This window comes from Solibacillus sp. GQ1 (assembly GCF_059758555.1).
Window position 1 is genome coordinate 1,842,245 of record NZ_JCAXEX010000001.1, and the last position, 21,821, is coordinate 1,864,065.

Sequence of the window (21,821 nt, forward strand, 5' to 3'; positions counted from 1 at the left end):
GTCTACTTGAATAATTTATAATGATTGTTTTAAAAGAGAATATGTATATTTAAGTGTCTCTGAATTAGCAACTTCTTTATCTGTTGGAAGTTTTAATTCTATTTTTTCATTATGATGTCTCGGTATGATATGGAAATGAGTGTGCATAATATCTTGTTGTGCATTTATCCCATTATCATTGAGTATAGTAAAGTCATTACAAATACCAGAAGCAATGAGCAAATTTGATACCTTTATAAGTGCATTCATTAATCCTTTCATAATTTCTTCATCGTTTATAGTATCTAATCTGTCAAAATGTTTATTTGGGATTACTAATATATGTCCCAAAGCCACAGGATTAATATCAAGAAATGCAGTAACTATTTCATCTTTAAATATTGTGTATGAGGATAGTTCTCCCCTTACAATTCCACAAAATATACAATTCTCCATTTTTTCAACCCTTCCATTTTTCAATAAGAAATTAGTCACCTTTGAATAAATCAGCCGCTAAACGGGGTCACTTTGAAACAACGAACGCACTCCCATAAGAAGTGCGTTCATCAGAAAAATTATTCACCTTGTCAAAGTGCCACTCATCATAGCTTCACGATCGTTCTTCCTTTTGCCTGACCCTTCAACAGCGTTGGCAGAACTTCCGGAAGCTGCTCGAGCGTTATTTCTTGTTGAATTAATTGCTCCAAGTTATCCGGTTTAAAATCTGTCGCTAAACGGTTCCATACGTTTAATCGCGTCTCCATCGGGCAGTATACAGAATCAATTCCTAGTAAGTTGACCCCGCGCAATATAAATGGAAAAACAGTTGACGGAAGTTTTGTCCCTGCTGTTAACCCGCTCACCGCAACGGATCCGCCGTAGTGAATTTGGCTTAGCACTGATGCTAATGGCTCACCACCGACAGGATCGACCGCAGCTGCCCATTTTTGCTTGCCTAATGCGCGCACTTTCCCGTCATATACTTCTTCACGCGGAATGATCGAAGTCGCACCAAGGCTTTTTAAAAACCCGTGTTCCGATTCTTTCCCAGTGCTCGCTTCTACTTCATAGCCAAGCTTTGAAAGAATCGAAACGGCAAAGCTGCCAACACCGCCTGTAGAACCGGTTACAAGTACTTTCCCTTTATGAGGCGTTACATTATTATCTTCCAACCGTTGGACTGATAAAGCTGCCGTAAAGCCGGCTGTACCGATGACCATCGCTTCCTTTAATGAAAGTCCTTCCGGCAGTGGAACAAGCCACTCAGATGGGATGCGGGCATATTCACTATATCCGCCAAAATGAGAAACCCCGATTTCATAGCTTGTCGCAATCACTTTGTCCCCTTCTTTAAATTGCGGGTTTTCCGAAGAAATGACCGTTCCTGCCAAGTCAATGCCCGGTACAAATGGATAGCTTTTCACAATGTTACCGTCCGGAATTGCTGCTAAACTATCTTTATAATTAATAGAAGAATACTCGACTTTAAGCAGCACGTCTCCTTCAGGTAAATCATTTAAGGAAAGTTCCTTCACGTTCACTGTAAATTGTTCTTCATTATTTACGACTAATGCTTTAAAGTTATCTGCCATTTTGACCACCCCTTCAATTGTTTACAAATAAAGGGTAACAAAATTAGGCATACCGGTCAAAAAGCTGCTTTGATTCAACGCATTTTTAATATAAAAAGCCGAAACGCATAATGTAAACGCGTCTCGGCATCAATCAAGTTATTTATTCAAAAGCTGGTGTTGCTGTTTCGTCGTAGTTTTCAATCAGGAAATTACGCACTTCTTCACTCGTCATCGCTTCTGCAAGCTTTTTGATTGCATCTTCGTCTTTGTTGTCTTCACGAGCCACTAAAGTAATGGCAAAGTCGTTTTCTACACCTTCTGTCAGCAGCGCATCACTTTTCGGTGTCAGGTTAAGCGGTGCCGCATATGCCGGTGTCATCACAACTGCATCGGCATCATCGTACATACGCGCAAGCATTAACAAATCGACTTCTTTAAACTGAAGATTTTTCGGGTTGTCCTCGACACTTGCCAATGTATAATACACATCCGTCTTTTCCTTCAAAGTAATGACACCGTGCTGGGCAAGCAGCATTAATGAACGATCAACATTTGAAATATCGTTGGCAATTGCAACTGTCGCCCCTTCAGGCAACTCTTCGATTGAATCATAATTTTTAGCATACACACCGTAGTTCGCAAAGTAAATCGGCTGGATCGGCACTAAATTGGCGTCATTGTTACGGTTGAATTCCTCCATATACGGTACATGCTGGAAGAAATTTGCATCGACTTCCTTTGCAGCGAGTGCACTGTTTGGCTGTACATTATCCCCTAAAACGACAATCTCCAAGTCAATGCCCTGCTCTTCCAATTGAGGCTCGACTAGCTCCAGAATATCCGTCATGGGTGAAATTAATGAGGCCACTTTTAATGTTGTCTCTTCCTTTTCCGCTTCTTTATTCGGTTCTGTTTCTTTATTCTGTCCGCAGCCAACTAAAGCTAGCACAGCAGCCACACTTAACATCCATCTTTTTTTCACAATCATTCTCCTATCTTTTGTCCAACCATCTTGCTGCAGTCGTACCAATCATTTGAATAAGCTGCACCAAAATAATCATAATGAAAATCATGTAAAGCATTAGATCTGTCTTGAATTGCTGGTACCCGTAGCGAATTGCAAAGTCACCGATACCGCCGCCCCCGACAACACCCATTATTGTGGAATACGAAATAAAACTGACTATTGAAGTCGTCAGGCCGAGCACTAGTCCTGAACGCGCTTCCACAAAAAGAAAACTGAAAATAATTCGTCGCACCGATGCCCCCATTGAAACCGCAGCCTCGATTACACCTTTTGGCACATCGAGCAGTGACTGTTCGACAAGCCTTGCATAATGCGCTATGGCAATAATCGACAACGGAACCGTTGCCGCCACCGTCCCAATTGCCGTACCGACAAGGAGCCTCGTAAAGGGAATCAAAAATACGACCAGCAGCAGGAACGGAAACGAGCGGATTGTATTCACCACTAGGTTCAGTATGTTATAAACGACACGGTTTTCAAGCAACCTTTCTTTCCCGCAAAGAAATAAATATGTACCGATTGGCAATCCGATTAATACGGCAGCTACAATTGACACACCGACCATGAAAAATGTTTCACTGATCGCCCGCCAAATTTCAGCTTCGTATTGACGCAACACATTAGGCATGTCCGACCCCGCCTTTCACAAGCTGATCGACAAAGCTTTGCGGATGATGGTCCGTTTCAAGTACGCCGCTTGGTATCAAATTAACTGTTTTGTAAATTTGTCCGGCGTCCAGCACCGTAGCGCGATGGCAAATACTTTTCACAACATCAAGCTCATGACTGACAAGCACAATTGTCACACCGAGCTCAACATTGACCTTCTGTAAAACGCGCAGTATTTCCGCAGAGGTGTTTGCATCGAGCGCAGAGGTTGGTTCATCACAGAGCAAGACGGCCGTTTCATTCGCAAGTGCTCTGGCAATCGCCACACGCTGCTTTTGTCCGCCGCTCAGCTGGGCAGGATATTGATTGGCTAACTGCTCCAAACCGACAAACTGCAAACATTCCATGACACGTGCTTTCCGCTGCTTTTTCGGAAAGTTTGCCAGGACGAGTGCAATTTCCACATTATCATGGACGGTTTTATTTGCGACAAGGTGAAAATGCTGGAAGATCATCCCGATTGATTTTCTAGCTTCACGGAGTTCCGCATTTTTTAAAGCTGTTAGTTGCTGGCCATTTATGACAACAGTCCCGCTGTCCGGTACTTCCAGCAGATTCATCAGCCGCAGCAACGTCGATTTCCCCGCACCACTTGCCCCGATCAAACCGTGAATTTCCCCTTTCGCAATCGTTAAACTCACATCCTGAACAGCGACGAAGGAACCAAACTTTTTCGTAACGTGCTGTAATTGTATCATCTGTCATACACCCCCACTGCATACCCAATCGATTACTAATTATAGTAGATATTGCACCGGCTACCAAGAGAAATGTTTATTGCAAAAAATTCCATGCTTTAAATGGTTTGCAATAAAGGAAGGAGTGATCTTGTGAACCCTTTCCAAACTTACCTATTCATCATTTTTCCAATAAAAAAGCTGCCGGAAATTAGAATTTATTTCTAACTTCCGGGCAGCCGGTATCGATTTAATAAGGGACTTGATCCAATTTAATCGGTGTGATTTTATTGTCCTTCCAATCATCATAAATAGATGCATACAAGACAGTATCTGAAATTGAACCGTCTTCATTTTCCCATGCATTGCGTAAATAGCCTTCTTTTACGAAGCCTGACTTGGTAAAGCAGTTTCTCATCGCTAAATTATCTGCTCTCGTATAACCTTCAATTCGAATCTTACACTTTTCACCATACAAGTAGTCTTTTAGCCAATTTAAAGACTTTTGACCAATGCCTTTGCCTCTTGCTTTTGTTGTTAAACGGAGATCAAATAAAGGGATCGTATCTTCAATATCATCGATTATTAAAATTCCTAATTTTTGTTCGTTTTCAATAACCCAAAACGTTTCTCTTCCTTCAGAGTAATAGCCATTCTCGATTGCTCTTTTAATCGCTGCTGGATTTAATTGAACCTTCGCATGGAAAGGCCAATCATTGGTACAAAGTAAATCAATCAGTTCATCATTTTCTGATTTAAATTTTCTTATTTCCAAGGCAGTCACTCCCTTTTAATTTGAAGCTGCTTCACAAGTTCTGAAATCAAAATAAGATGGCGACGGACCTGCTGGTGTGCCCAAAAGTCTAATGATTATACCTTTTTCAATTTTTCGTACTGTAATTGCAGTTGTTCGATACGCTTTCGCCCTTCATCGCGGTTACGAACCGTTTCGGCCTGTATTTGCTTCGTTTCCTCAATACCCGCAATAATTGACTGCCATGTTTGTTCCATTGTTTCGACCTTTATGCTTGGATTTCCAGCTTGTCTGGCAATATCGACGGAATTTCTCCGGACATTTTCCGCATTGCGTATTAGCATTTCATTTGTACGCTTATCCAGTTCCGCCATCGAATCTGATACGAGTTTCTGGCGCTGCATCGTTACGGCATGAATAAGCCCCTGTTTAAATATCGGGATTGTCGTAACAAAAGCCGAGTTGATTTTACCAATGAGCTGGTTGTTTCCTTGTTGCATCAGGCGAATTTGTGGAGCTGACTGGAATGAAACCTGCTGTGCCATTTCAAGGTCGTAGCCGCGCTGCTGAAGCAATTCCACGGAGCGCTTGATTGTCTCCAGTTCCATAATCGCTTCATGATCCCCTTGTTCTGCCTTTATGTTTAACGTTTGGATTGTCGCGTTCAGTTCTTCAACCTTAAGATCAATCGCAGCGACATATTCACTTAACTGTTTGAAGTAATTCAGGTTTTCATCATACATCTGTTCCAGTTGAACGGTATTTCGCTTCATCTCAATTTCATACTTTTGAATTTCCGTATACACCTTATCCACTTCTTTGTTCATCGTGTCGTACTTTGAGAGTACTTTTTCAAGCTGAACTTTACTTTTCGTAAAAAGTCGTTTAAGAAAACCGCCCTTTTTTTCTTCTTCCTTGAAATCTGCAGGGTCAAAACGGTCCATAATTTTATTTAAACTTGTTAGTAGCTGCGTAGACTTTTCCAGATCGCTTTGCTTAATGGTCGCAAGCATTCGGTCCGAAAATGTCGAAATGCCGCTCGCTGTCTCCTTACCAAATTCCAGTACAGCAATCTGATTTTTCGGATCGATTCGCTCTGCAAGTGTCCTGACTTGCGGTTCCTGCTTCAATGCCAGCTGACGCTGACGAATTTGCGACATTTCCTCAGTCGAAACAAGTGACTGCACAGGCGCTGCTGGGGTTTGCGTCGGCAGCGCATCAGTTGTCGTTGTTCTTTTTTCCAGGTCTTCAAATAGCGGGTTATCTGACATACACTACACCTTCTTCATTTTTATGATAGATTGAAATTTTTAGTTGTTTTCCTTCTTATAAAGCAGCATTTTCCGAGCTTTTGATTAAAATTTGCCGCAGACAATGTTCGGCAAAGTCAGACCCGTTCTTCTGCACAATCTTCAGATTCAGCTGTTGGGCAAACTGCGTAAGCTCCCCGTGCAGCGGCACGAAATACTCGTCGGCAAGTTCAAGCATACTCAGATCCATCAGTGAATCGCCTGCCGCAAAATGCCAATCGTAGTGCTGGAAACGTTTAATATATTCGACTGCGGCACCTTTCGTTAAGAACTGCGGCATGATGTACAATTTTCTCCCTTGCAAATAGCTTTGCCAGCCGTCCTGCTGCAAAGACTGATTGAATTCTTTCAGCTCCTGAAGATTGACGGTTTGCTGATCGATAATAAAACAGTAAAACAGATTTTCGATGATATGATGGCGAAGGAAATAGCCGGCCGACAGCTCTCGGGCATATTTTATGCCGATTTGCTGAAGTGACAGCGGCAACAATTGAAGCTGCTGTTCAATATGCTGCTGCCAGTCGGGATCGATCACTCCATTGCGGAGAATGACACCCCCATTCGCCAAAATGGCTACACCCGGAACGACGGTATGCTGAAACAGTGTAATCCGTTTATACTGTGCCATGGAACGGGTTGTCACCGGAACAAAGTGCATCGTGTCATGAATCTGTTTCAGTAACTGCTCAATCGAGGCATTAATATACGAAATGTCCCGTTCTTCCAGTTGTTCGATGCATAAACAGTTTTCGATCGCTGTATGAATCGTCCGTTGCGAGAAAATAAGCGTCCGGTCCAGATCAGAGGTGAATAACTGCATTTACAATAACTCCTTAATCAGACCGCAGCATGCATAGGTCATATTCTCGTAATACTCAATTTCCACACCGCGCTGCTCTGCCAGAATATAAATATGTTCCAGGTTTTGCTTTGCGGATGGATTGACCAGAATTTTCCAAGGAACTCTGCGTAGGAGCACCCGTGTTGTTTCCCCTACACCTGGTTTAATATGATTGATGTTTTTTATCTGATAATGCTGCTGGATTTCCTCGATACATTGAAGCCCGCTCCATGACGGCTCTTGTTCCACGTCCGCATTGTCAGCTGCCTGTTTTGCCTCGGCCGCTAAATCTGGCGTGAAATGGGATGCTATGGCTTCTATGTATGCCTGCGAAACGTCCTGCTGCTTCAGTTCATCATAAAATTTCGCACCGTGGAAATCGGATTTGTCCATGAAGCGCTTATTGAATACCGTTCTGCTGACAAGACCTGAAACGGTGGAATTCAGGCAGGCTGACGGGATGAGGAAATCTTCCCGCGTCCCGTACAGTTTCGCGCAGTTTCCGGGATCCGCCAGTACGGCTAAATCTGCTTTAATCGTCGGCTTGCCGGCTGCATTCCATTTGGCAACCGATTGTTCCAGCTCTTTAGTAATCGCACCTTTCCCGGTCCAGCCGTCAACAAATTGAAGATTGGCTTTTGGATGCTGGTGGACGATGTAGTGCAATGCGGTTTCATCAATCCCCCGTCCCCGAAGAATAGAGACCGAATAATGCGGAACATCAAGATCATGAAACTGCTGCAAATACCGTTTAATCAATATGCCGATCGGTGTACCGGCACGCGCCAGGCTGACGAGGACAAGCTCGTTTGTGTCCCGCGCTTTGACGATTTTTTCTGCCACTACCGCCACACATAGGCTCACCTTCTGTCCATACGTTTCCAGCATTGCTTCATACAGCTTCATATAACGGATGTCCGGCTGATATTCAATCGGAAGCATCTCCGAGTAGTGGGCTTTTCCGGATTGAATTGTTTTTTCCCGCTCTTCCGTATTCTTTTCAATCGACAGATGACTAATATCCCGCATTACAAATGTAACATCTTCATCGCGGTAACTGCCCATTTTATCCGGTAAGTATTTCAGCATTGTCGGCACCTCCCAAAGTTACAACATGAATTGTTCCGGCGTATGGCTTCAGCAATCCGACAAGCTCCATCAATGCTGTATGATCCAGTATTCTTTCATAGACAATGACAATATCTTCATAGTGATCTGCCGGTACATTATAGAGGTAATTCACAACACCCGGATATTCCGCGCTGTTAAATTTAAATTTGTTCGTGATTACAGATTGTTCATCGGCAAAAATGGGGCTGCGTGTTGTCGCATGGTAGGCCACATCTTCACCGAGCTGTGCGGCAATCAGCATCGGGATATACATAAACTCACCCGTACCAAGCACTAGGCACTTCCCATGTGATCTTGCGTTCGAAATTTTCTTTGCTATCAGCTCGACATCTTCATAAAGGATGCGTTGTTCATCCGCAACCAACGAGAATCTTCCGCTGCCCGTATAATAATTTGCCGTATAGGTATTATTTTCTTCACTAAGCGAGCGTTGCATAACGAGATGCTGCTTCATTTCCTCTTCAAATGAATGGATGTGTACAGGACCGGCCGCTATCTTTTTAATGCACTGTTCGGTATGCGGGAGCGCCCCCCTGTCCTCAATTTGAAAGGCCCCTTTGAATAACGAGACAGTATGGATCTGAATCCCGTACTGATGCGCGAAAGCCAGCAGTTCCTGTTCATGTTCCGCATTTCGCCAGTCCAAAATGGAAATGAGCGTAAATGTTGTTAAGTGCGGATACGTTTCATGCAATTGACGGATAATGTTAACATTCGTTTTGCCCGTTGTCATTTCATCATCGACAAGGACAATTTCCGTTTGATCTGCAAAAAAGGTTGCTTCTGCATAGACATGATGGCTCGTCGCATGCGAGTGTTCTTCCTCAAAGCTGATCACCGGCTGCTGATCAATGATGATCTCTCTTGTTGTATGAATAAACCTTACATTGCCGGAAAAAGCATCAAAAAAAGCATGCCCTAATGCCGTCGCGGTTTCAGCAAAACCGATAATTGTCAGCGGCTGTTTCATGAAAATCTTATTATTCCATGATTCCTTCAATGTATCATGGACATTATCCTGCGTTTTAATGGCTTCGCATATTTTTTCGGCGAATTCATGTTTTTCCTGAAAACGCACTTCCATGAAACGATGTGCCAGCAAGTGGCTTGTCAATATCGGAATTTGCGGGCTGACCGCCAAATGTTTGCCGAGTACTTTACTGACAAACAGAAAACTGCGCTTTTTGTTGATGCGCAGTGCCATGTCAAAAAGCTGGTGCTCATCAAAATGGTACGGATTGTCGATTTCGTGTACGGTTGCTTCATAAGCATTCAAGACGTTATACTGCATTTTGTACCTTCACTCCCAGCAAATCTGTAAAATATACACCCTTATTGAAAACACCGAATGCTTCCGCGCGCATCATTGTTCGCTGTGCCCAACTATAGTGCGGCTTGATTTCGTTCATTTTGTTACCGTAAGCACTTTTTTCCACACCAATCGAACCGTCCGCCTGCAGCAAAATGCGCTCGGCATCCAAATAGTCCTCATGTGATACGACATACATCGCTTGTACCGTTTTGATATGGGTAGGATGAATAATCGTTTTACCGATAAGTCCGTTTAGTCGATCCAGTTCAATTTCCTTTTCCAGCCCCTTTATAGCAAGATCCTGGTTGAAATATTCCCAAACCGAACCTGAAAGCACAAATTGTGAATCCCGTAAAAAAACATTTAAAATATCCGTTATGCAATCACGGACCGGTTGGATATCGTACACGGTGTGGTGAATCGATCTCCGCACGCCCAACAATCCGCAAAAATCGGTCGACCCGATCCGGACATTCAGTATATATTCTTCAAATTCCTGCAGTAAATCCCGGATTTGAAGAAGTTCCTGCAATCGTTTTTCTTTCAGCAGGATTTCGCCGGATTCCAGAATCGGCATGCCATACAGCTGAAAGCCGAGCTGATTTTGCTGTTTGATCAGCTGCAAAAAGTCCCGGCCGTTATCCGATGTAAACTTAGGTAATACGTAGCCTGTCAGGAAATGCTGACGATTGCCAAGCTGCTCCGTCAATTGTTGCAGCTGGTCTGCGCTTCGAACACGCACAAATAAAAGCGGAATTTTTTCGACAAAAATTCGGCCGTCTTCCATTGCCTCTTTTAATGTCGTCAATGTTCGTTTTAATTGCTCAATCCCCTCTGATACTTGCAGGTCACCGAGTGCATCTTCCAAATCCAGTACAATGGTAGTGAGTGACGGGTATTTGTGTGCGATGATTTCCTCTGCAATCACCTCTCTTGTTGCCGGCATATACAGCGCTGCACCAACACAGTAGCGGAGTTGGTTCTTATTCGTATATTTTGAAAATTCACCAGGTATACGATAGAACAAGTCGCGTTGACCATTCATAATTTCTTTTTCAAAAAAGCGCAATGCCGATCCTCCCCTTCATTGTATTTATGTAATGTGAATCGCTGGAAACGTCTATTTTCCGGTTCACTAAAAGGGAGGCGACAACAGGTTTGTCACCTCCCTTTATCCATCTTCTTAAATTAGTTGTGTCACTGTAGTGTACACATCGTCAATAACTTAATACGGCATTGACTAATTGCGCATAGTTTAGACGCTAAGACCGTAAGATTGAACGAGTGCCAATAAACCACCTTGATAACCCGAACCGACCGCATTGAACTTCCATTCATTTCCATGTCGGTACAATTCACAAAATACTACTGCTGTTTCAATTGAGAAATCTTCTCCTAAATCAAAGCGTAAAATTTCCGTTCCTAAATCTTCGTCAACTAAACGCACAAAGGCATTCATGACCTGACCAAAGTTCTGACGACGGTTCTCTGCATCATGGATTGTAACTGTGAACGCAATGCGGTGCACATCGGAAGGTACTTTATCCAGGTGAACTTTGATTTGCTCGTCATCGCCGTCCCCTTCACCCGTTCGGTTATCGCCTGTATGTTCAACGGATTTATCCGGACTAATCAAATTATTATAGAAAATAAAATCCAGATCATTCCGGCATTTGCCTTGCTCGTTCAATAGAAAAACCGATGCATCCAAATCGATTTCCGCTCCACCATCAAAGTTTTTAACATCCCAGCCTAAACCGACAACAATATTTTTTAATGCCGGATTACCTTTTGTTAAATCGATGCGTTGACCTTTACTCAATTGAATTGCCATAATCGTTTCCCCCTTAGAGATGAATTAAAATTAGCCTACTTGTAAACCGAAATCGTTACATAATGCTGCTAAACCGCCTTGATAGCCGGAGCCAATCGCAGCAAATTTCCATTCACCATTATGGCGGTATAATTCACCTACCACTAATGCTGTTTCAATCGAGAAATCTTCGCCTAAATCATATCGGATTAATTCCGCTGAATCGTTGAATACGCGGATGAAGGCATTTGATACCATCCCGAAGTTCTGACCACGGCTTTCCCCATCATGAATCGTTACGGTAAAAGTGATCTTTTCAATATTAGATGGTACTGACTGAAGGTCGATATGTACGACTTCATCATCACCAGAGCCGTCACCTGTCAAGTTATCGCCTGAGTGGACAACTGATCCGTTCCCGCCTGTTGTATTATTATAGAAAACAAAGCCTTCAGGACCAGCCACTTTGCCGCTAGCTTCCAATAAAAAGATCGATGAGTCAAGGTCAAAATCGTTGCCGCCATCGTATTTATTCGTATCCCAGCCTAATCCTACGCTGATTTTAGTTAATCCCGGATTGGATTTTGTTAAATCTACCTTTTGTCCTTTTGCTAATGAAACTACCATTTTCAACACTCCTTAATTTATGTTGTATAACTTTTTTTATTTGTAGCGATTGATGACTTCACCAAGTGACTTGTCTTGTGTACCTGTACCAAGCGCCGCAAACTTCCATTCATTTTCATGGCGATAAATTTCACCTGTGATCAATGTTGTCTGACCCGAATAGTCGTCTGTCAGGTTATATTTTAATAATTCCTGGTTTGAAGATGCATTGACAATTCGAATAAACGCATTTTGAATCATCCCGAAATGCTGATTACGCTTTTGTGCATCATAAATATTTACGAGAAAGACAAGTCGGTCATATTCCGCAGGGACAGAACTTAATTCGATTGCAATCTGTTCATCATCACCAGCTCCCGCGCCTGTTAAGTTATCACCTGAGTGGGCCACAGCGCCATTCGAACTTTTTAAATTCCCGAAATAAATGACATCGCTTTTTGCAGCAACTTTTCCGTCTTTCAGCATCAGTACAGATGCGTCACAATCAACCGGGGCACCTGTAGTAGTACTTCCGCCGAATAAACTTTTAAAAAGTCCGCCGCCACTTGGCTTTGCCTGTACTTCATCCCAGCCTAAACCAACAAAAATCTTGTTTAAACCGGTGTTCCCTTTCGTTAAGTCGATTCGTTGCCCTTTTTGTAAATTAATTGACATTTTTAGTCCTCCCAAAGTAAATTACTATAAAATCTACCATTATTGTATATTTTATAAAATATAATGACAAACTTTTATCTCTTTTTTTTCCCGATTCTTCTGATTACCGATTTGAAATCCAGTTTACGGTTGAGAACATCCAACCCGTTTGAACGGGCCAGCAAATTTTCCAGTGTTTCATCAAAACTGATTTTTTCAAGTCGGTAAGAATTCAGCAATTGCTCCGTTATAAAATGTTCGATGCTCAAAGATGCACCCGGACTGTAGATGAATATATCAAACCCCAGCATGCTGGCAAACAGGAGCATAACAGCATCCTGCCGCTGCATTTGCCCGCTGTTTTCTTCAATAAACAAGAGAATCGTCGGATTTGTATAGCTGTAGTCGAACTGCTGATAGAGGCGAATGATTTCCGTTGGGACAAGCAACATTTGCCCGAACAAATATTGCTCATGCTCTTGCCTAGACTGATTGTTCGCCACTGCTATGAAATCACTTTCAATAAGACGGATCATCGTTTTTGCGATATTTCTTTGCGCACCAACTGGTATATTTTTAAACGGCCAGATGCCAAGCTGCAGCATTTTATCGACATCGAGCTTGCCATTGGTACTGGCATCACGCATATGAAACTGCATATTGCTTTTCTGTGCCTGCAATAATGGAAATGTGGTCGCAGTATATGTAAGCTCACGGGATTTTAAACGTTGAAGCTTCTGCACATAATCCGATTTATCCAATGAGACACCCTCTATTTTCGCGAAGAGCACCGGTAAATAGACAATTCCTTCTTCATCACTGAACCCTTCCCTTAAATGGAGCTGGGCCTCAGAAAGAATAAATAATTCGTCATATGTTGTATTTAAAATTCGAGTTCTTGTCTCGTGATTCGCATATTTCCATGGGTAGTTGATCGCTGCATTATCATAGAGATGCTGTTGCACATGTTCTGAAGCACGCGATGTAATGGTTTGCACACGAATCGGTTTTTCATGCGGAAAATCAAATGTTTCTGCTTTTTCAGCCAATCGTTCCGTCGGGAAATTTAAGATGCCGTACTCCGTCATAATATCCTGGCCATCCGGTTCAAATATGACGACGTCGCAGCCGAATAAATAAAGGAAGTACAGGAAATACACTTCACTTTCTTTTGCAGGTCCGTACCAGACGATGCGCGGGACCGCTAATCCGAAATCACTTTGCTCCAGCCATTCAGGGAAAAAATGATTCGACCACTTCACAAAGTCCAAAAAGATTCGCTGTAGCTGATTACTAATGAGCTTTGGATAGCGGGACTCCAAAATTTCGAGCCAGCTTCGCAAAGTCGTAATAAAATGATCCCGATACTTCGTTTGCATGAGCGGAAGCAACTGTTTTCCGGCAAAAAATGCCATAAAGCGATTCAATGATATCGGATTTTCCTGATGCATCTGCAATATATTCACAATTTCCGTCCGCTTTTTCGGATCAATCAATTTCGGGAGATTATGAAACAATAAGGTCCACGGAATGCCTTTGTTTGTAAGCGCATACAAATACTCTTGCATCTCGTAGGCATTATCGTATACACCCAATATTTGTTTCGCCACCCGGGTATATTGTAATTCACCCTCACTTTGCAAAAAAATCGGACGTGAATAAAGACCCGCACTAATTATTTCTTCCCAAGTTTTTGTGCTATCTATGTAATCATGTGGAACTAGCCGCATAAATTGATCACTCCAGTTTCTATCTCTCTACATTTTCCTTACTTACATGTACGGACAAAAGGATAAAAAGGTTTCAAAAAATAAGGATTTATTTTCCCCCGCTGTCGGTAAAAGTGCCGAATTGTTCCGTCAATTACGAATGTTCTTTAACCATTTCCTTATCATTATACTAGCAAAAAAACTTCACAAGGGACAGAAATTAACTACGGTAAAATACATTGTCCTCCCAAAATTCCCCTCTTTGCAGAAATTAATTTCAAATTAATTTCGCAACTTCCTTATTAAACAGTAAAATTATTATGGAAAAAATACTGGATTATTTCATGCGGCCCCTTGGGAGAATGCGTATCCTTTTTTATAAGGTATCCCATCGGTATTCTGGTAACTTTCGAAAAATCGACTGCACAAATTGCTCTTTATATTGCGTATATTCGTTAATCCCATGTAAACCTGTATTGAAAAAAGCTTCTTTTAACTCCTCATATTCTTTTTCGCTTCAATATGGGCATTCAAATAATCTCTAAAAAAACGCATTTGATGCCATTTTTCCTCGTTGAACTGTACGATGTGAATAAAATGTGTTTTCATTTCAAACGTAGCATCTGCAAATTTCGCACAAATAATTTCATTTGGCCTTTCCACTTGCAGGCGGTAAAAACCTGCCTCCCTGAGACCTTTAAATAGCTCTTTATCCGGCGAGTCAAGATTTTCAATGCCAATGACAAGATCTATGACCGGCTTGGCCGCAATACCTTCAATTGATGTGCTGCCGATATGTTCTATTTGATAAGGCTGTAAACTCGTATGCTTTAGGATTTTTTCTTTAGTCACAGCAAATTCTCTCTTCCAACTTGCTTCATGCGGAACGAGGATCACTTCATCCTTTTTTAATCCAAGTTTCATAAAGTCCACTCCTTTCTCTCCAATTTAAGGCATACCTAGATTCACTTTCACTTAAAAAACTGCCTAATAATTCGAGGGAACAATAACAGCAGTTCACCAGCTGTAGCTGAGTTCTCAATCTTTCCGAACGTATCAGACTCTTTATTTTCCCCCACTCGGTACTACAATATCGCCCTGAATTGGTTCTTCGCCGCCATGAAACTTTATCCGCAGTGATTTGGCCTTCAGGAAATCCTGTTGATCCATTACTTGAAAATGGATATGTGCTTCTGATGAATTGCCGGAATTTCCGCATAAGCCGAGCAGTTGACCTGCCTTCACGTTATCCCCTGTTTTCACACAAATCGAATCCTTCTTGAAATGGGCAATCATACTGTATTCATTGTGCTCATGTGCAATGATGCAATAGTTTCCTGCTGCATTTTCTTCATCCATTTCGCCCGGAATATTGTCCTTAATTCCATCAATTACCTCGACCACGACACCGTCAGCCGGTGCCACGACTTCAGTACCAAACGCATAGTAATTTTCATTTTGCAGTGTCGAGTTTTTATAGGTTTCGTTATTAACCATTTGGACTAAATCATATGCATAGCGCTGCTGTTCATACGGATAGTGATAGTTTATAAATTCGTTCGTGCCGCCCCAAAAAACATACCACTCGTCATTAATCGGCATGCTGTATGTACTTTTGGTCCATACTTGATCACTGCTCGGAAACGTTTCAAACGGTTTTAAATAGATTGCTTGGATAATACCCTGCTCGTCAAACGCGATGACAACAGCTTTCGAATAAGTTTCATCAACCCATATATACTGTTCAAGCCCCTGAAATGTATTGGCCACGATACAAGTATAACTGCTCACACCTGAATTATAGTTTAAAGAAAGCTCGCGAAATTGTTCAAACGATACAAGATTCTGAAACGATTTAGCTGTTTTCCCGTAGATTTCCTCAAATTCACCGTTTAAAAAATACCGACCGAACTGTTCTTTAAATTGATTAATCATTCAAATGCCTCCTCTTTTTTGCTCCTTAATTTATACGAATTTTCAGACAAAAAGTTTCAAGTAATTTCCTTTAAGATTTTGATATGCAAAAAAAAATGGCCGCTCCTTTATGAAGGGCCTTGTATGTTCATTTTTATTGTTACGCCATAACTATCCAAATTAGGAACCATAGCACAATAAATAGGATTTTGTACTTTTCCACCTTCAATATGTTCAAGTTTGTAACTTCTTTTTTAATCAGCCACCAAATGCTAAATCCATATCCAAACAATAAAAGTAGAAGCAATGGCTTATAAAGCGGTCCGATCATGAAATAGTACGACCCTATACTCGCCACAACGATCATATAAATTGTTATAACAATTCCTAATCCGCGGATTTTTTTCGGCTGTTCAATTTGGCGGCGACTATAATAGCTGGAGGTCAACATGATCATCACTAAAATGCCCAGACCGATAAATATTGGTGGAAATTGTAATCGATCATGCGCATTTTCCAAGTCAGATAAAATAGCGGACGGATATTGTTCATATCCGGGATAATACGCATCATTCTTCACGTCATACAAATAGTTCCATGCCAATTCGAATTTTCTCTGTTCGCCGTTTTTATACAACACAATAATGTCATAATGCACGTCGCTCTTTGGAGGAGCCATAACAGCAGGAAGCTCAGAAATATTTTCGAATAAGGTGACCATTTCAGCAGTCGTCACATTTTCAACCCCAATGAAAAGTGTCGACGTTCTGCCCCTAAACCCCTTTTCTCCGTTGTTTTCATAGGACGTAATTTTGGCAATCTCACCTGATGCTGCCTGATTTTTAAGATTGTCCGAGGTGAACAGCAAAAACAGACCAATGAAACAAATCGTAGCCATTACGCCTATTTCACGGAATGTTTTCAGTGTATTGCGTTTTCTGACAGGCTTTTTATAAATGTTCTGATAAATGGATTTTTTTAATGCTTCATTTTGAGGGAGTTCATTTAACTGTTTTAAGCGATCATCAAGCTTCATCGATTTCACCTCCTAAAATTTTCTGCAATGCCTGCATCGCACTCCGCTGTGTATTTGCTACCTTCACCGGGGTTAGTCCCATAATGTCACACGTTTCCTGAATCGAAAGCTCCTCGATTTTACGGTATATGATGACTTCGCGTTGCACTGGTTTTAACTTTTGCAGTGCGTCGTATAATCGTTTTCGGTCTTCTTCCTGGATAAGCCATTCATGCGGAACGTGGTGAAAATCCTGCTGCTCCGGGGCATTTGTAAACGGAAGCCACTTAATTAATGCTTTCTTCCGATAAAAGTCATAAACGAGATTCCGAGCGACTTGCCTCGTATACGTCTGGAAATTGGTCACTTTGGTCAAGTCCGTTTTATAAATTCGCACAAACGTATCCTGTGTTAAATCTTCTGCGACTTGTGCGTTCGATACCATGTAACGTATGTACTGATAAGTCTTGCGGAACTCCTGCTCATAAAGCTCATCAAAATCCATGTCCATCACCTCTCTTACTTATATAGACGAATGAAAATTAAAAATATGTAATTTAATTTGAAAGTTTTAAACTGAAAAAAGCATCTCCTTTATGAGATGCTTCCGGTTTACGATGAGGAATTTGCTTTTCTTTTGAAGATTCTACTTTTTCTCATGCTGCGTTCTACTTTTCGACCGGGGTATTCTACTTTTCTCAAGAAACGTTCTACTTTCAGCACGCCATGTTCTAATATTAATCGAAGTTCTACTTTCTTCGTAAAAGATTCTCCTTTTCGATCGGGGTGCTCCACTTTTGCCCCGAAATCTTCTACTTTTCCTACGCCGCGATCCACATTCCCCTCAAAACTTTCTACTTTACTTAATCCTAAAAATCTTAATCATCTTCCAAATCAATACCCCAAACAGCGCTGCCAATATGACGAAAAACGGCCAGCCGATCGTTGTTGCTTCTTCTAAAGCAATCACAATAGTGCGGTACACGATGTAGGCGAATAATATATTTATAATGTTACGCATATAATTTAATGTTTGGCGACTATTTCTGTAAAAGACCTCGGCATTTGATTCATTGATGCGTGCCGGATAATTGTGCGTTTCAGGGAATTTTTCTAAAATTATTAAAAAGAAATGCATTGCAATCCCGATGCCCGGTAAAATTAACAGCTCCCATTTAGAGCCCCAGCGGTCGACATTACCGCTGCCGTCAAAGTGGGCAGGTACTTCATTTGGCAGTTCGCGCCAGTTCATGAACAATACACCGAGCATAATCGCTAACGCTATATAGCCGATAATATCCATCAGCCATTCGGATTTCGATTTAGGAATCTCAATTTTGGGGCGTTTCGTCAAACTCATATCCATCACCTCTTTTAGTTTTATTACTCAGCACTTTTTATAACAATAATTTGCCAACATCCGCTATACTTAAATTTAATCATCCTCTTGATGGGAGAACTACTTATGCTACTTGATATTATTCAGTTTTTACGGGAAATTGACCAAGTCATATTTTATTACATAAAAGAGCTCGGACTGTATATTTATATTCTGTTATTTGCGGTTGTTTTCACGAAAACTGCATTTGTCATTTTAACATTTTTACCCGGGGATAGTACGGTGTTCACAAGCGGTACTTTAGCAGCGATCGATAAGCTTGATTTTCTGACATTGCTGATCATTTTCATCGTTGCGACAACGCTTGCCGACAGCAGCAACTACCTCATCGGAAAATCGATCCGGAAAATTCCGCCGAAGCGCAATCTCTTTAGGCGTTTTTTATCAGAGGAAACTAATGAAAAAGCTCTGAACTTCCTGGAAAACTATGACCGGGTTGCCATTACGTTTTCACGGTTTGTGCCGTTGATGCGGACTATGACACCGTTTATAAGCGGATATTCCGGCTTTTCGTATGCGACATTTTTACGCTATAACTTTATGGGGGCCGTACTTTGGACAGTTGTCTGGCTTGGCGGTGGTTTTATACTCGGAAATATTCCCTGGGTTGAAGAGAATCTTGTTCTGACACTTACGATTATTTCCATCTTTGTATTTAGCTTCACAGGTTATGCGTACGTTAAACAATTCAAAAAAAAGAAAGCGGTTACTGCCGATTGAAAAAATGGAGCCTATCACGTTCAGATGATAAGCTCCTTTTTTTAGTTTGTCTGATTTTCCTGCTGCTTCATTTCATATAAATATTCGATAATTTCACGGATGCCGTCTAATGAATGCACGAGAATATTCGGATCGATACAAGAAATCATGCGGTCTTCCAAATTGGCAACCGCTGTAAAATATTTCGTCTTTTCATAATTGACAAGCCCCATCTGTTTTAAAACGCCTTCTTCAAAGTCGATAATTTCTTTCGCATCGGCAACGACCAACCCGTAATTAATCAACTCTGTCTTCAACACAATGATTTTAGCTGTTTGTGTATTTGTCGGGCGATTGTATAAAATGGTCTGAAAATCGATTATTGGTGTAAGTTCCCCTCGAATTCTCGTAAAGCCGAGCAAATAGTTCGGTAAATGAGGAATCGGAGTTACACGCTCCAGCTTTTCAATCGAAACAACCTGCTCAACCGGCACTGCATATTGTTCTGTGCCGCATAAAAATACGACTGCTTTTTCAATGCTCATATTGATACCTCTTATTTCGTTGTTTGAACAACGATTTCTTCCAATAAATCAGCCAGTTTCTCCAGTTCTTCAACCGGCATTCTTTCGTTAGTTGTATGAATTTCCTCATAGCCAACTGATAAGTTTACAGTAGGAATTCCGAACCCAGCGATAACATTTGCATCACTACCGCCGCCTGAAATACCGAGCTGTGGTGTACGACCGATTGCTTCAACCGCTGCTTTAGCTACTTTCACAACTTGATCTTCTTCTGTCGCACGGAAACCTGGATACATTAATTTCACTTTAACTTCAGCGCGTGCACCCATTTCTTGTGCAACACGTTCAAATGTTTCTTTCATATGGTCAGTTTGGGCATTCAGTTTTGTTTCATCAATCGAACGGGCTTCCGCAAGAATTGATACTTCATCACATACGATATTTGTTGCTTGACCGCCTTCAAAACGCCCAATATTCGCTGTTGTTTCTTCATCGAGACGGCCTAATTTCATTTGGGCAACCGCTTTTGCTGCAACGGTGATTGCGGAAATACCCTTTTCAGGTGCAACGCCTGCATGTGCTGTTTTACCGATGATTTTCGTAAATACTTTTGCCTGGAATGGTGCTGCTACTACAATGCCGCCTACTTTGCCGTCACTATCAACCGCAAAACCGTATTTGGCGATGATGTTTGAAGGATCAAGTTCCTTAGCACCGACTAAACCGCTTTCTTCACCTGCTGTAATGATGAACTGGATTGTACCATGAGCGCTGTCTTTTTCTTTTAGACGACGCGCCATTTCGAATAGTGCTGCGATACCTGCTTTATCATCCGCGCCAAGAATCGTTGTGCCGTCAGAATAAATATAACCGTCCTCACGGATTTCCGGTTTAATGCCTTTGCCCGGCACGACTGTATCCATATGTACTGTAAAATAAATTGGCTCGATCCGCTCATCGCCTTTTAATGTTGCGATAATATTGCCTGCACCGTGACCATTGCGTGTATGTGCATCATCCTGAAAAACATCAAAGCCCATTTCTTCTAATTTTTTCACTAAAATGGGTGCAATTACTTCTTCATGTTTTGTTTCAGAATCAATTTGCACTAATTCCAGAAACTCTTCTACTACTCGGTTCATGTTCGATAACTCCTTTAAATAACTAGTTTACGCTTTATTGTACGCCTCTATTTTTGAAAAAACAACGATTGATCATCGGCATTTAAAATGCGTTGTTTTTCTACTTGCAGCGCCTGTTCTTTTTCGATTGTTATGTTCAATTTTTGCTTCAAATCGCGAAGTGTATTCGCCACATCATCCTGTACACGTGAAATTTGATCGATTGCAGTTGTAATTTTGGAATGTACTGACCAATCGGTGAAAATATTATCGAAAAAGTAATCCGTAAACATGATAAAACCGTCTGTATGAACTTCCAGTGTATTTTGGCGCATCTCTTTAATATCGAGCAGTTCATTTTGGAAACGTTGCAGGGCCATCTGCGCTTCATGCAAATAGCTGTTCGTTTCTTCCAGTTTGTCATGCTTTAACGCCGTTGCGATAAAACCCCCACCTAAAAATGTATCCCATGTTGAGTAGGATTTGGCATCCTGCAATTTGGAGCCGGCATCTGTTAATTTATTAAATGCCTGTTTACCCGCATCAATCGCTTCGTGGATCTCGGTTTTCAACTGTTTGCATAAAAGCTCCTGTTCAGTAATCCCCGTTAATTCCTTCGCTACTGCAGGTGCATTCGCCATAAGCCACACTTGTTTTTCGTTTTCTATTTTTTTCAGGTGCTCACGGATAATTGAAACATTTATCGTGCTCAATTGTTGAACAAGTTCAATCCGATCTTCCTGTAAATCATTAAACGTTAACTGCGCTTCGACCAGCTTCAGTTCTGTAACTGCTACCTGGTCCATATTTTGCTCGATCAGCTCATCCTTTTTCCCTGACCAGCCACGGAATAGATTCACAAAAGAAAATTCCTCGAGCTTATTCAATTGTTGACGTGCTTTTTTCAGATCATGTTCATGCTGCTTAACATCCTGTTGGGCATGCTGGATCTGTTGGTCAAGACTTTCAATTTTCTTGTTCAGTTTTTCCGCTTCCAAAAGTTGAATGTGATGCTGTTCTGATTGCTGTTGCAATTGCTGCCATCCCATATTCTTCACTCCTTTATAAATTCCGTGTAGTTATCGACACCCGC

At 41.6% G+C, this 21,821-nt stretch carries 25 protein-coding genes; 1 reads left to right on the forward strand and 24 read right to left on the reverse strand.

Going from position 1 to position 21,821, the window contains the following annotated elements; genetic code table 11:
- Window positions 1–15 precede the first annotated feature (15 nt).
- From AC6CH1_RS09420 to AC6CH1_RS09520, 21 genes are all read right to left on the reverse strand, one after another.
- Complete coding sequence (locus AC6CH1_RS09420) at window positions 16–459, reverse strand: HIT domain-containing protein (protein ID WP_498317271.1); 444 nt, start codon at window positions 457–459, stop codon at window positions 16–18.
- 122 nt (window positions 460–581) lie between these two features.
- Window positions 582–1,571, reverse strand: a complete 990-nt coding sequence (locus AC6CH1_RS09425) for an NADPH:quinone oxidoreductase family protein (RefSeq protein ID WP_498317272.1) — start codon at window positions 1,569–1,571, stop codon at window positions 582–584.
- Between the two features lie 142 nt (window positions 1,572–1,713).
- A complete protein-coding gene (locus AC6CH1_RS09430) occupies window positions 1,714–2,535 on the reverse strand; it encodes a MetQ/NlpA family ABC transporter substrate-binding protein (protein WP_498317274.1) in 822 nt (273 codons plus the stop codon).
- Between the two features lie 10 nt (window positions 2,536–2,545).
- Entirely contained in the window at window positions 2,546–3,208 is a 663-nt protein-coding gene (locus tag AC6CH1_RS09435; protein WP_251687156.1) for a methionine ABC transporter permease, read from the reverse strand.
- Complete coding sequence (locus AC6CH1_RS09440) at window positions 3,201–3,947, reverse strand: methionine ABC transporter ATP-binding protein (protein ID WP_251687154.1); 747 nt, start codon at window positions 3,945–3,947, stop codon at window positions 3,201–3,203. The genes AC6CH1_RS09435 and AC6CH1_RS09440 overlap by 8 nt, the downstream gene beginning before the upstream one ends.
- 229 nt (window positions 3,948–4,176) lie before the next feature.
- Window positions 4,177–4,710 carry a GNAT family N-acetyltransferase gene (locus AC6CH1_RS09445; protein WP_498317277.1) on the reverse strand — a complete coding sequence of 178 codons (534 nt, stop codon included), beginning with the start codon at window positions 4,708–4,710 and terminating at the stop codon, window positions 4,177–4,179.
- An 86-nt stretch (window positions 4,711–4,796) separates the two neighbouring features.
- Window positions 4,797–5,951: a toxic anion resistance protein gene (locus AC6CH1_RS09450; RefSeq protein ID WP_251687150.1), complete on the reverse strand. Its 1,155-nt coding sequence runs from the start codon at window positions 5,949–5,951 to the stop codon at window positions 4,797–4,799.
- 55 nt (window positions 5,952–6,006) lie between these two features.
- Window positions 6,007–6,810, reverse strand: coding sequence for an HAD family hydrolase (locus AC6CH1_RS09455; protein WP_498317279.1), 804 nt, complete (start codon window positions 6,808–6,810; stop codon window positions 6,007–6,009).
- Window positions 6,811–7,920: a cysteine protease StiP family protein gene (locus AC6CH1_RS09460; protein ID WP_498317281.1), complete on the reverse strand. Its 1,110-nt coding sequence runs from the start codon at window positions 7,918–7,920 to the stop codon at window positions 6,811–6,813. It abuts the gene before it with no gap.
- Window positions 7,898–9,253, reverse strand: coding sequence for a phosphoribosyltransferase family protein (locus AC6CH1_RS09465; protein ID WP_498317283.1), 1,356 nt, complete (start codon window positions 9,251–9,253; stop codon window positions 7,898–7,900). Before AC6CH1_RS09465 ends, AC6CH1_RS09460 begins: the two co-directional genes overlap by 23 nt.
- Window positions 9,243–10,343: an HpcH/HpaI aldolase/citrate lyase family protein gene (locus AC6CH1_RS09470; RefSeq protein WP_498317285.1), complete on the reverse strand. Its 1,101-nt coding sequence runs from the start codon at window positions 10,341–10,343 to the stop codon at window positions 9,243–9,245. The genes AC6CH1_RS09465 and AC6CH1_RS09470 overlap by 11 nt, the downstream gene beginning before the upstream one ends.
- Window positions 10,344–10,529: 186 nt before the next feature.
- A complete protein-coding gene (locus AC6CH1_RS09475) occupies window positions 10,530–11,108 on the reverse strand; it encodes a TerD family protein (RefSeq protein WP_251687141.1) in 579 nt (192 codons plus the stop codon).
- A gap of 30 nt (window positions 11,109–11,138) precedes the next feature.
- Entirely contained in the window at window positions 11,139–11,714 is a 576-nt protein-coding gene (locus AC6CH1_RS09480) for a TerD family protein (protein ID WP_251687139.1), read from the reverse strand.
- Window positions 11,715–11,750: 36 nt separating this feature from the next.
- Window positions 11,751–12,368 (reverse strand): TerD family protein, encoded by a 618-nt coding sequence (locus tag AC6CH1_RS09485; RefSeq protein ID WP_251687137.1) that lies wholly within the window; start codon window positions 12,366–12,368, stop codon window positions 11,751–11,753.
- Window positions 12,369–12,442: 74 nt separating this feature from the next.
- Entirely contained in the window at window positions 12,443–14,077 is a 1,635-nt protein-coding gene (locus AC6CH1_RS09490) for a YceG family protein (protein ID WP_498317288.1), read from the reverse strand.
- A gap of 471 nt (window positions 14,078–14,548) precedes the next feature.
- Window positions 14,549–14,980, reverse strand: coding sequence for a GrpB family protein (locus AC6CH1_RS09495; protein ID WP_498317290.1), 432 nt, complete (start codon window positions 14,978–14,980; stop codon window positions 14,549–14,551).
- 141 nt (window positions 14,981–15,121) lie between these two features.
- Window positions 15,122–15,991 (reverse strand): M23 family metallopeptidase, encoded by an 870-nt coding sequence (locus tag AC6CH1_RS09500; RefSeq protein WP_251687131.1) that lies wholly within the window; start codon window positions 15,989–15,991, stop codon window positions 15,122–15,124.
- A gap of 139 nt (window positions 15,992–16,130) precedes the next feature.
- Window positions 16,131–17,006: a dehydrogenase gene (locus tag AC6CH1_RS09505; RefSeq protein ID WP_498317292.1), complete on the reverse strand. Its 876-nt coding sequence runs from the start codon at window positions 17,004–17,006 to the stop codon at window positions 16,131–16,133.
- Window positions 16,996–17,490 (reverse strand): RNA polymerase sigma factor, encoded by a 495-nt coding sequence (locus tag AC6CH1_RS09510; protein ID WP_251687127.1) that lies wholly within the window; start codon window positions 17,488–17,490, stop codon window positions 16,996–16,998. Before AC6CH1_RS09510 ends, AC6CH1_RS09505 begins: the two co-directional genes overlap by 11 nt.
- Window positions 17,491–17,597: 107 nt before the next feature.
- A complete protein-coding gene (locus AC6CH1_RS09515) occupies window positions 17,598–17,822 on the reverse strand; it encodes a hypothetical protein (protein ID WP_251687125.1) in 225 nt (74 codons plus the stop codon).
- A gap of 22 nt (window positions 17,823–17,844) precedes the next feature.
- Window positions 17,845–18,345, reverse strand: a complete 501-nt coding sequence (locus AC6CH1_RS09520; RefSeq protein WP_251687122.1) for a DUF1648 domain-containing protein — start codon at window positions 18,343–18,345, stop codon at window positions 17,845–17,847.
- A 105-nt stretch (window positions 18,346–18,450) separates the two neighbouring features.
- Here AC6CH1_RS09520 and AC6CH1_RS09525 point away from each other — a divergent pair, with 105 nt between their 5' ends.
- On the forward strand, window positions 18,451–19,104 hold the full coding sequence (locus AC6CH1_RS09525; RefSeq protein ID WP_251687120.1) for a DedA family protein: 654 nt from the start codon (window positions 18,451–18,453) through the stop codon (window positions 19,102–19,104).
- 41 nt (window positions 19,105–19,145) lie between these two features.
- On the opposite strand, the gene AC6CH1_RS09530 is transcribed toward AC6CH1_RS09525, so the two are convergent.
- From AC6CH1_RS09530 to AC6CH1_RS09540, 3 genes are read right to left on the reverse strand one after another with little or no spacing between them, the layout of a single operon-like run.
- Window positions 19,146–19,628: a chemotaxis protein CheW gene (locus AC6CH1_RS09530; RefSeq protein WP_498317295.1), complete on the reverse strand. Its 483-nt coding sequence runs from the start codon at window positions 19,626–19,628 to the stop codon at window positions 19,146–19,148.
- 11 nt (window positions 19,629–19,639) lie between these two features.
- Window positions 19,640–20,749 carry a M20/M25/M40 family metallo-hydrolase gene (locus AC6CH1_RS09535; RefSeq protein ID WP_498317297.1) on the reverse strand — a complete coding sequence of 370 codons (1,110 nt, stop codon included), beginning with the start codon at window positions 20,747–20,749 and terminating at the stop codon, window positions 19,640–19,642.
- 47 nt (window positions 20,750–20,796) lie between these two features.
- Window positions 20,797–21,777, reverse strand: coding sequence for a hypothetical protein (locus tag AC6CH1_RS09540; protein WP_427709188.1), 981 nt, complete (start codon window positions 21,775–21,777; stop codon window positions 20,797–20,799).
- Between the last annotated feature and the right edge of the window lie 44 nt (window positions 21,778–21,821).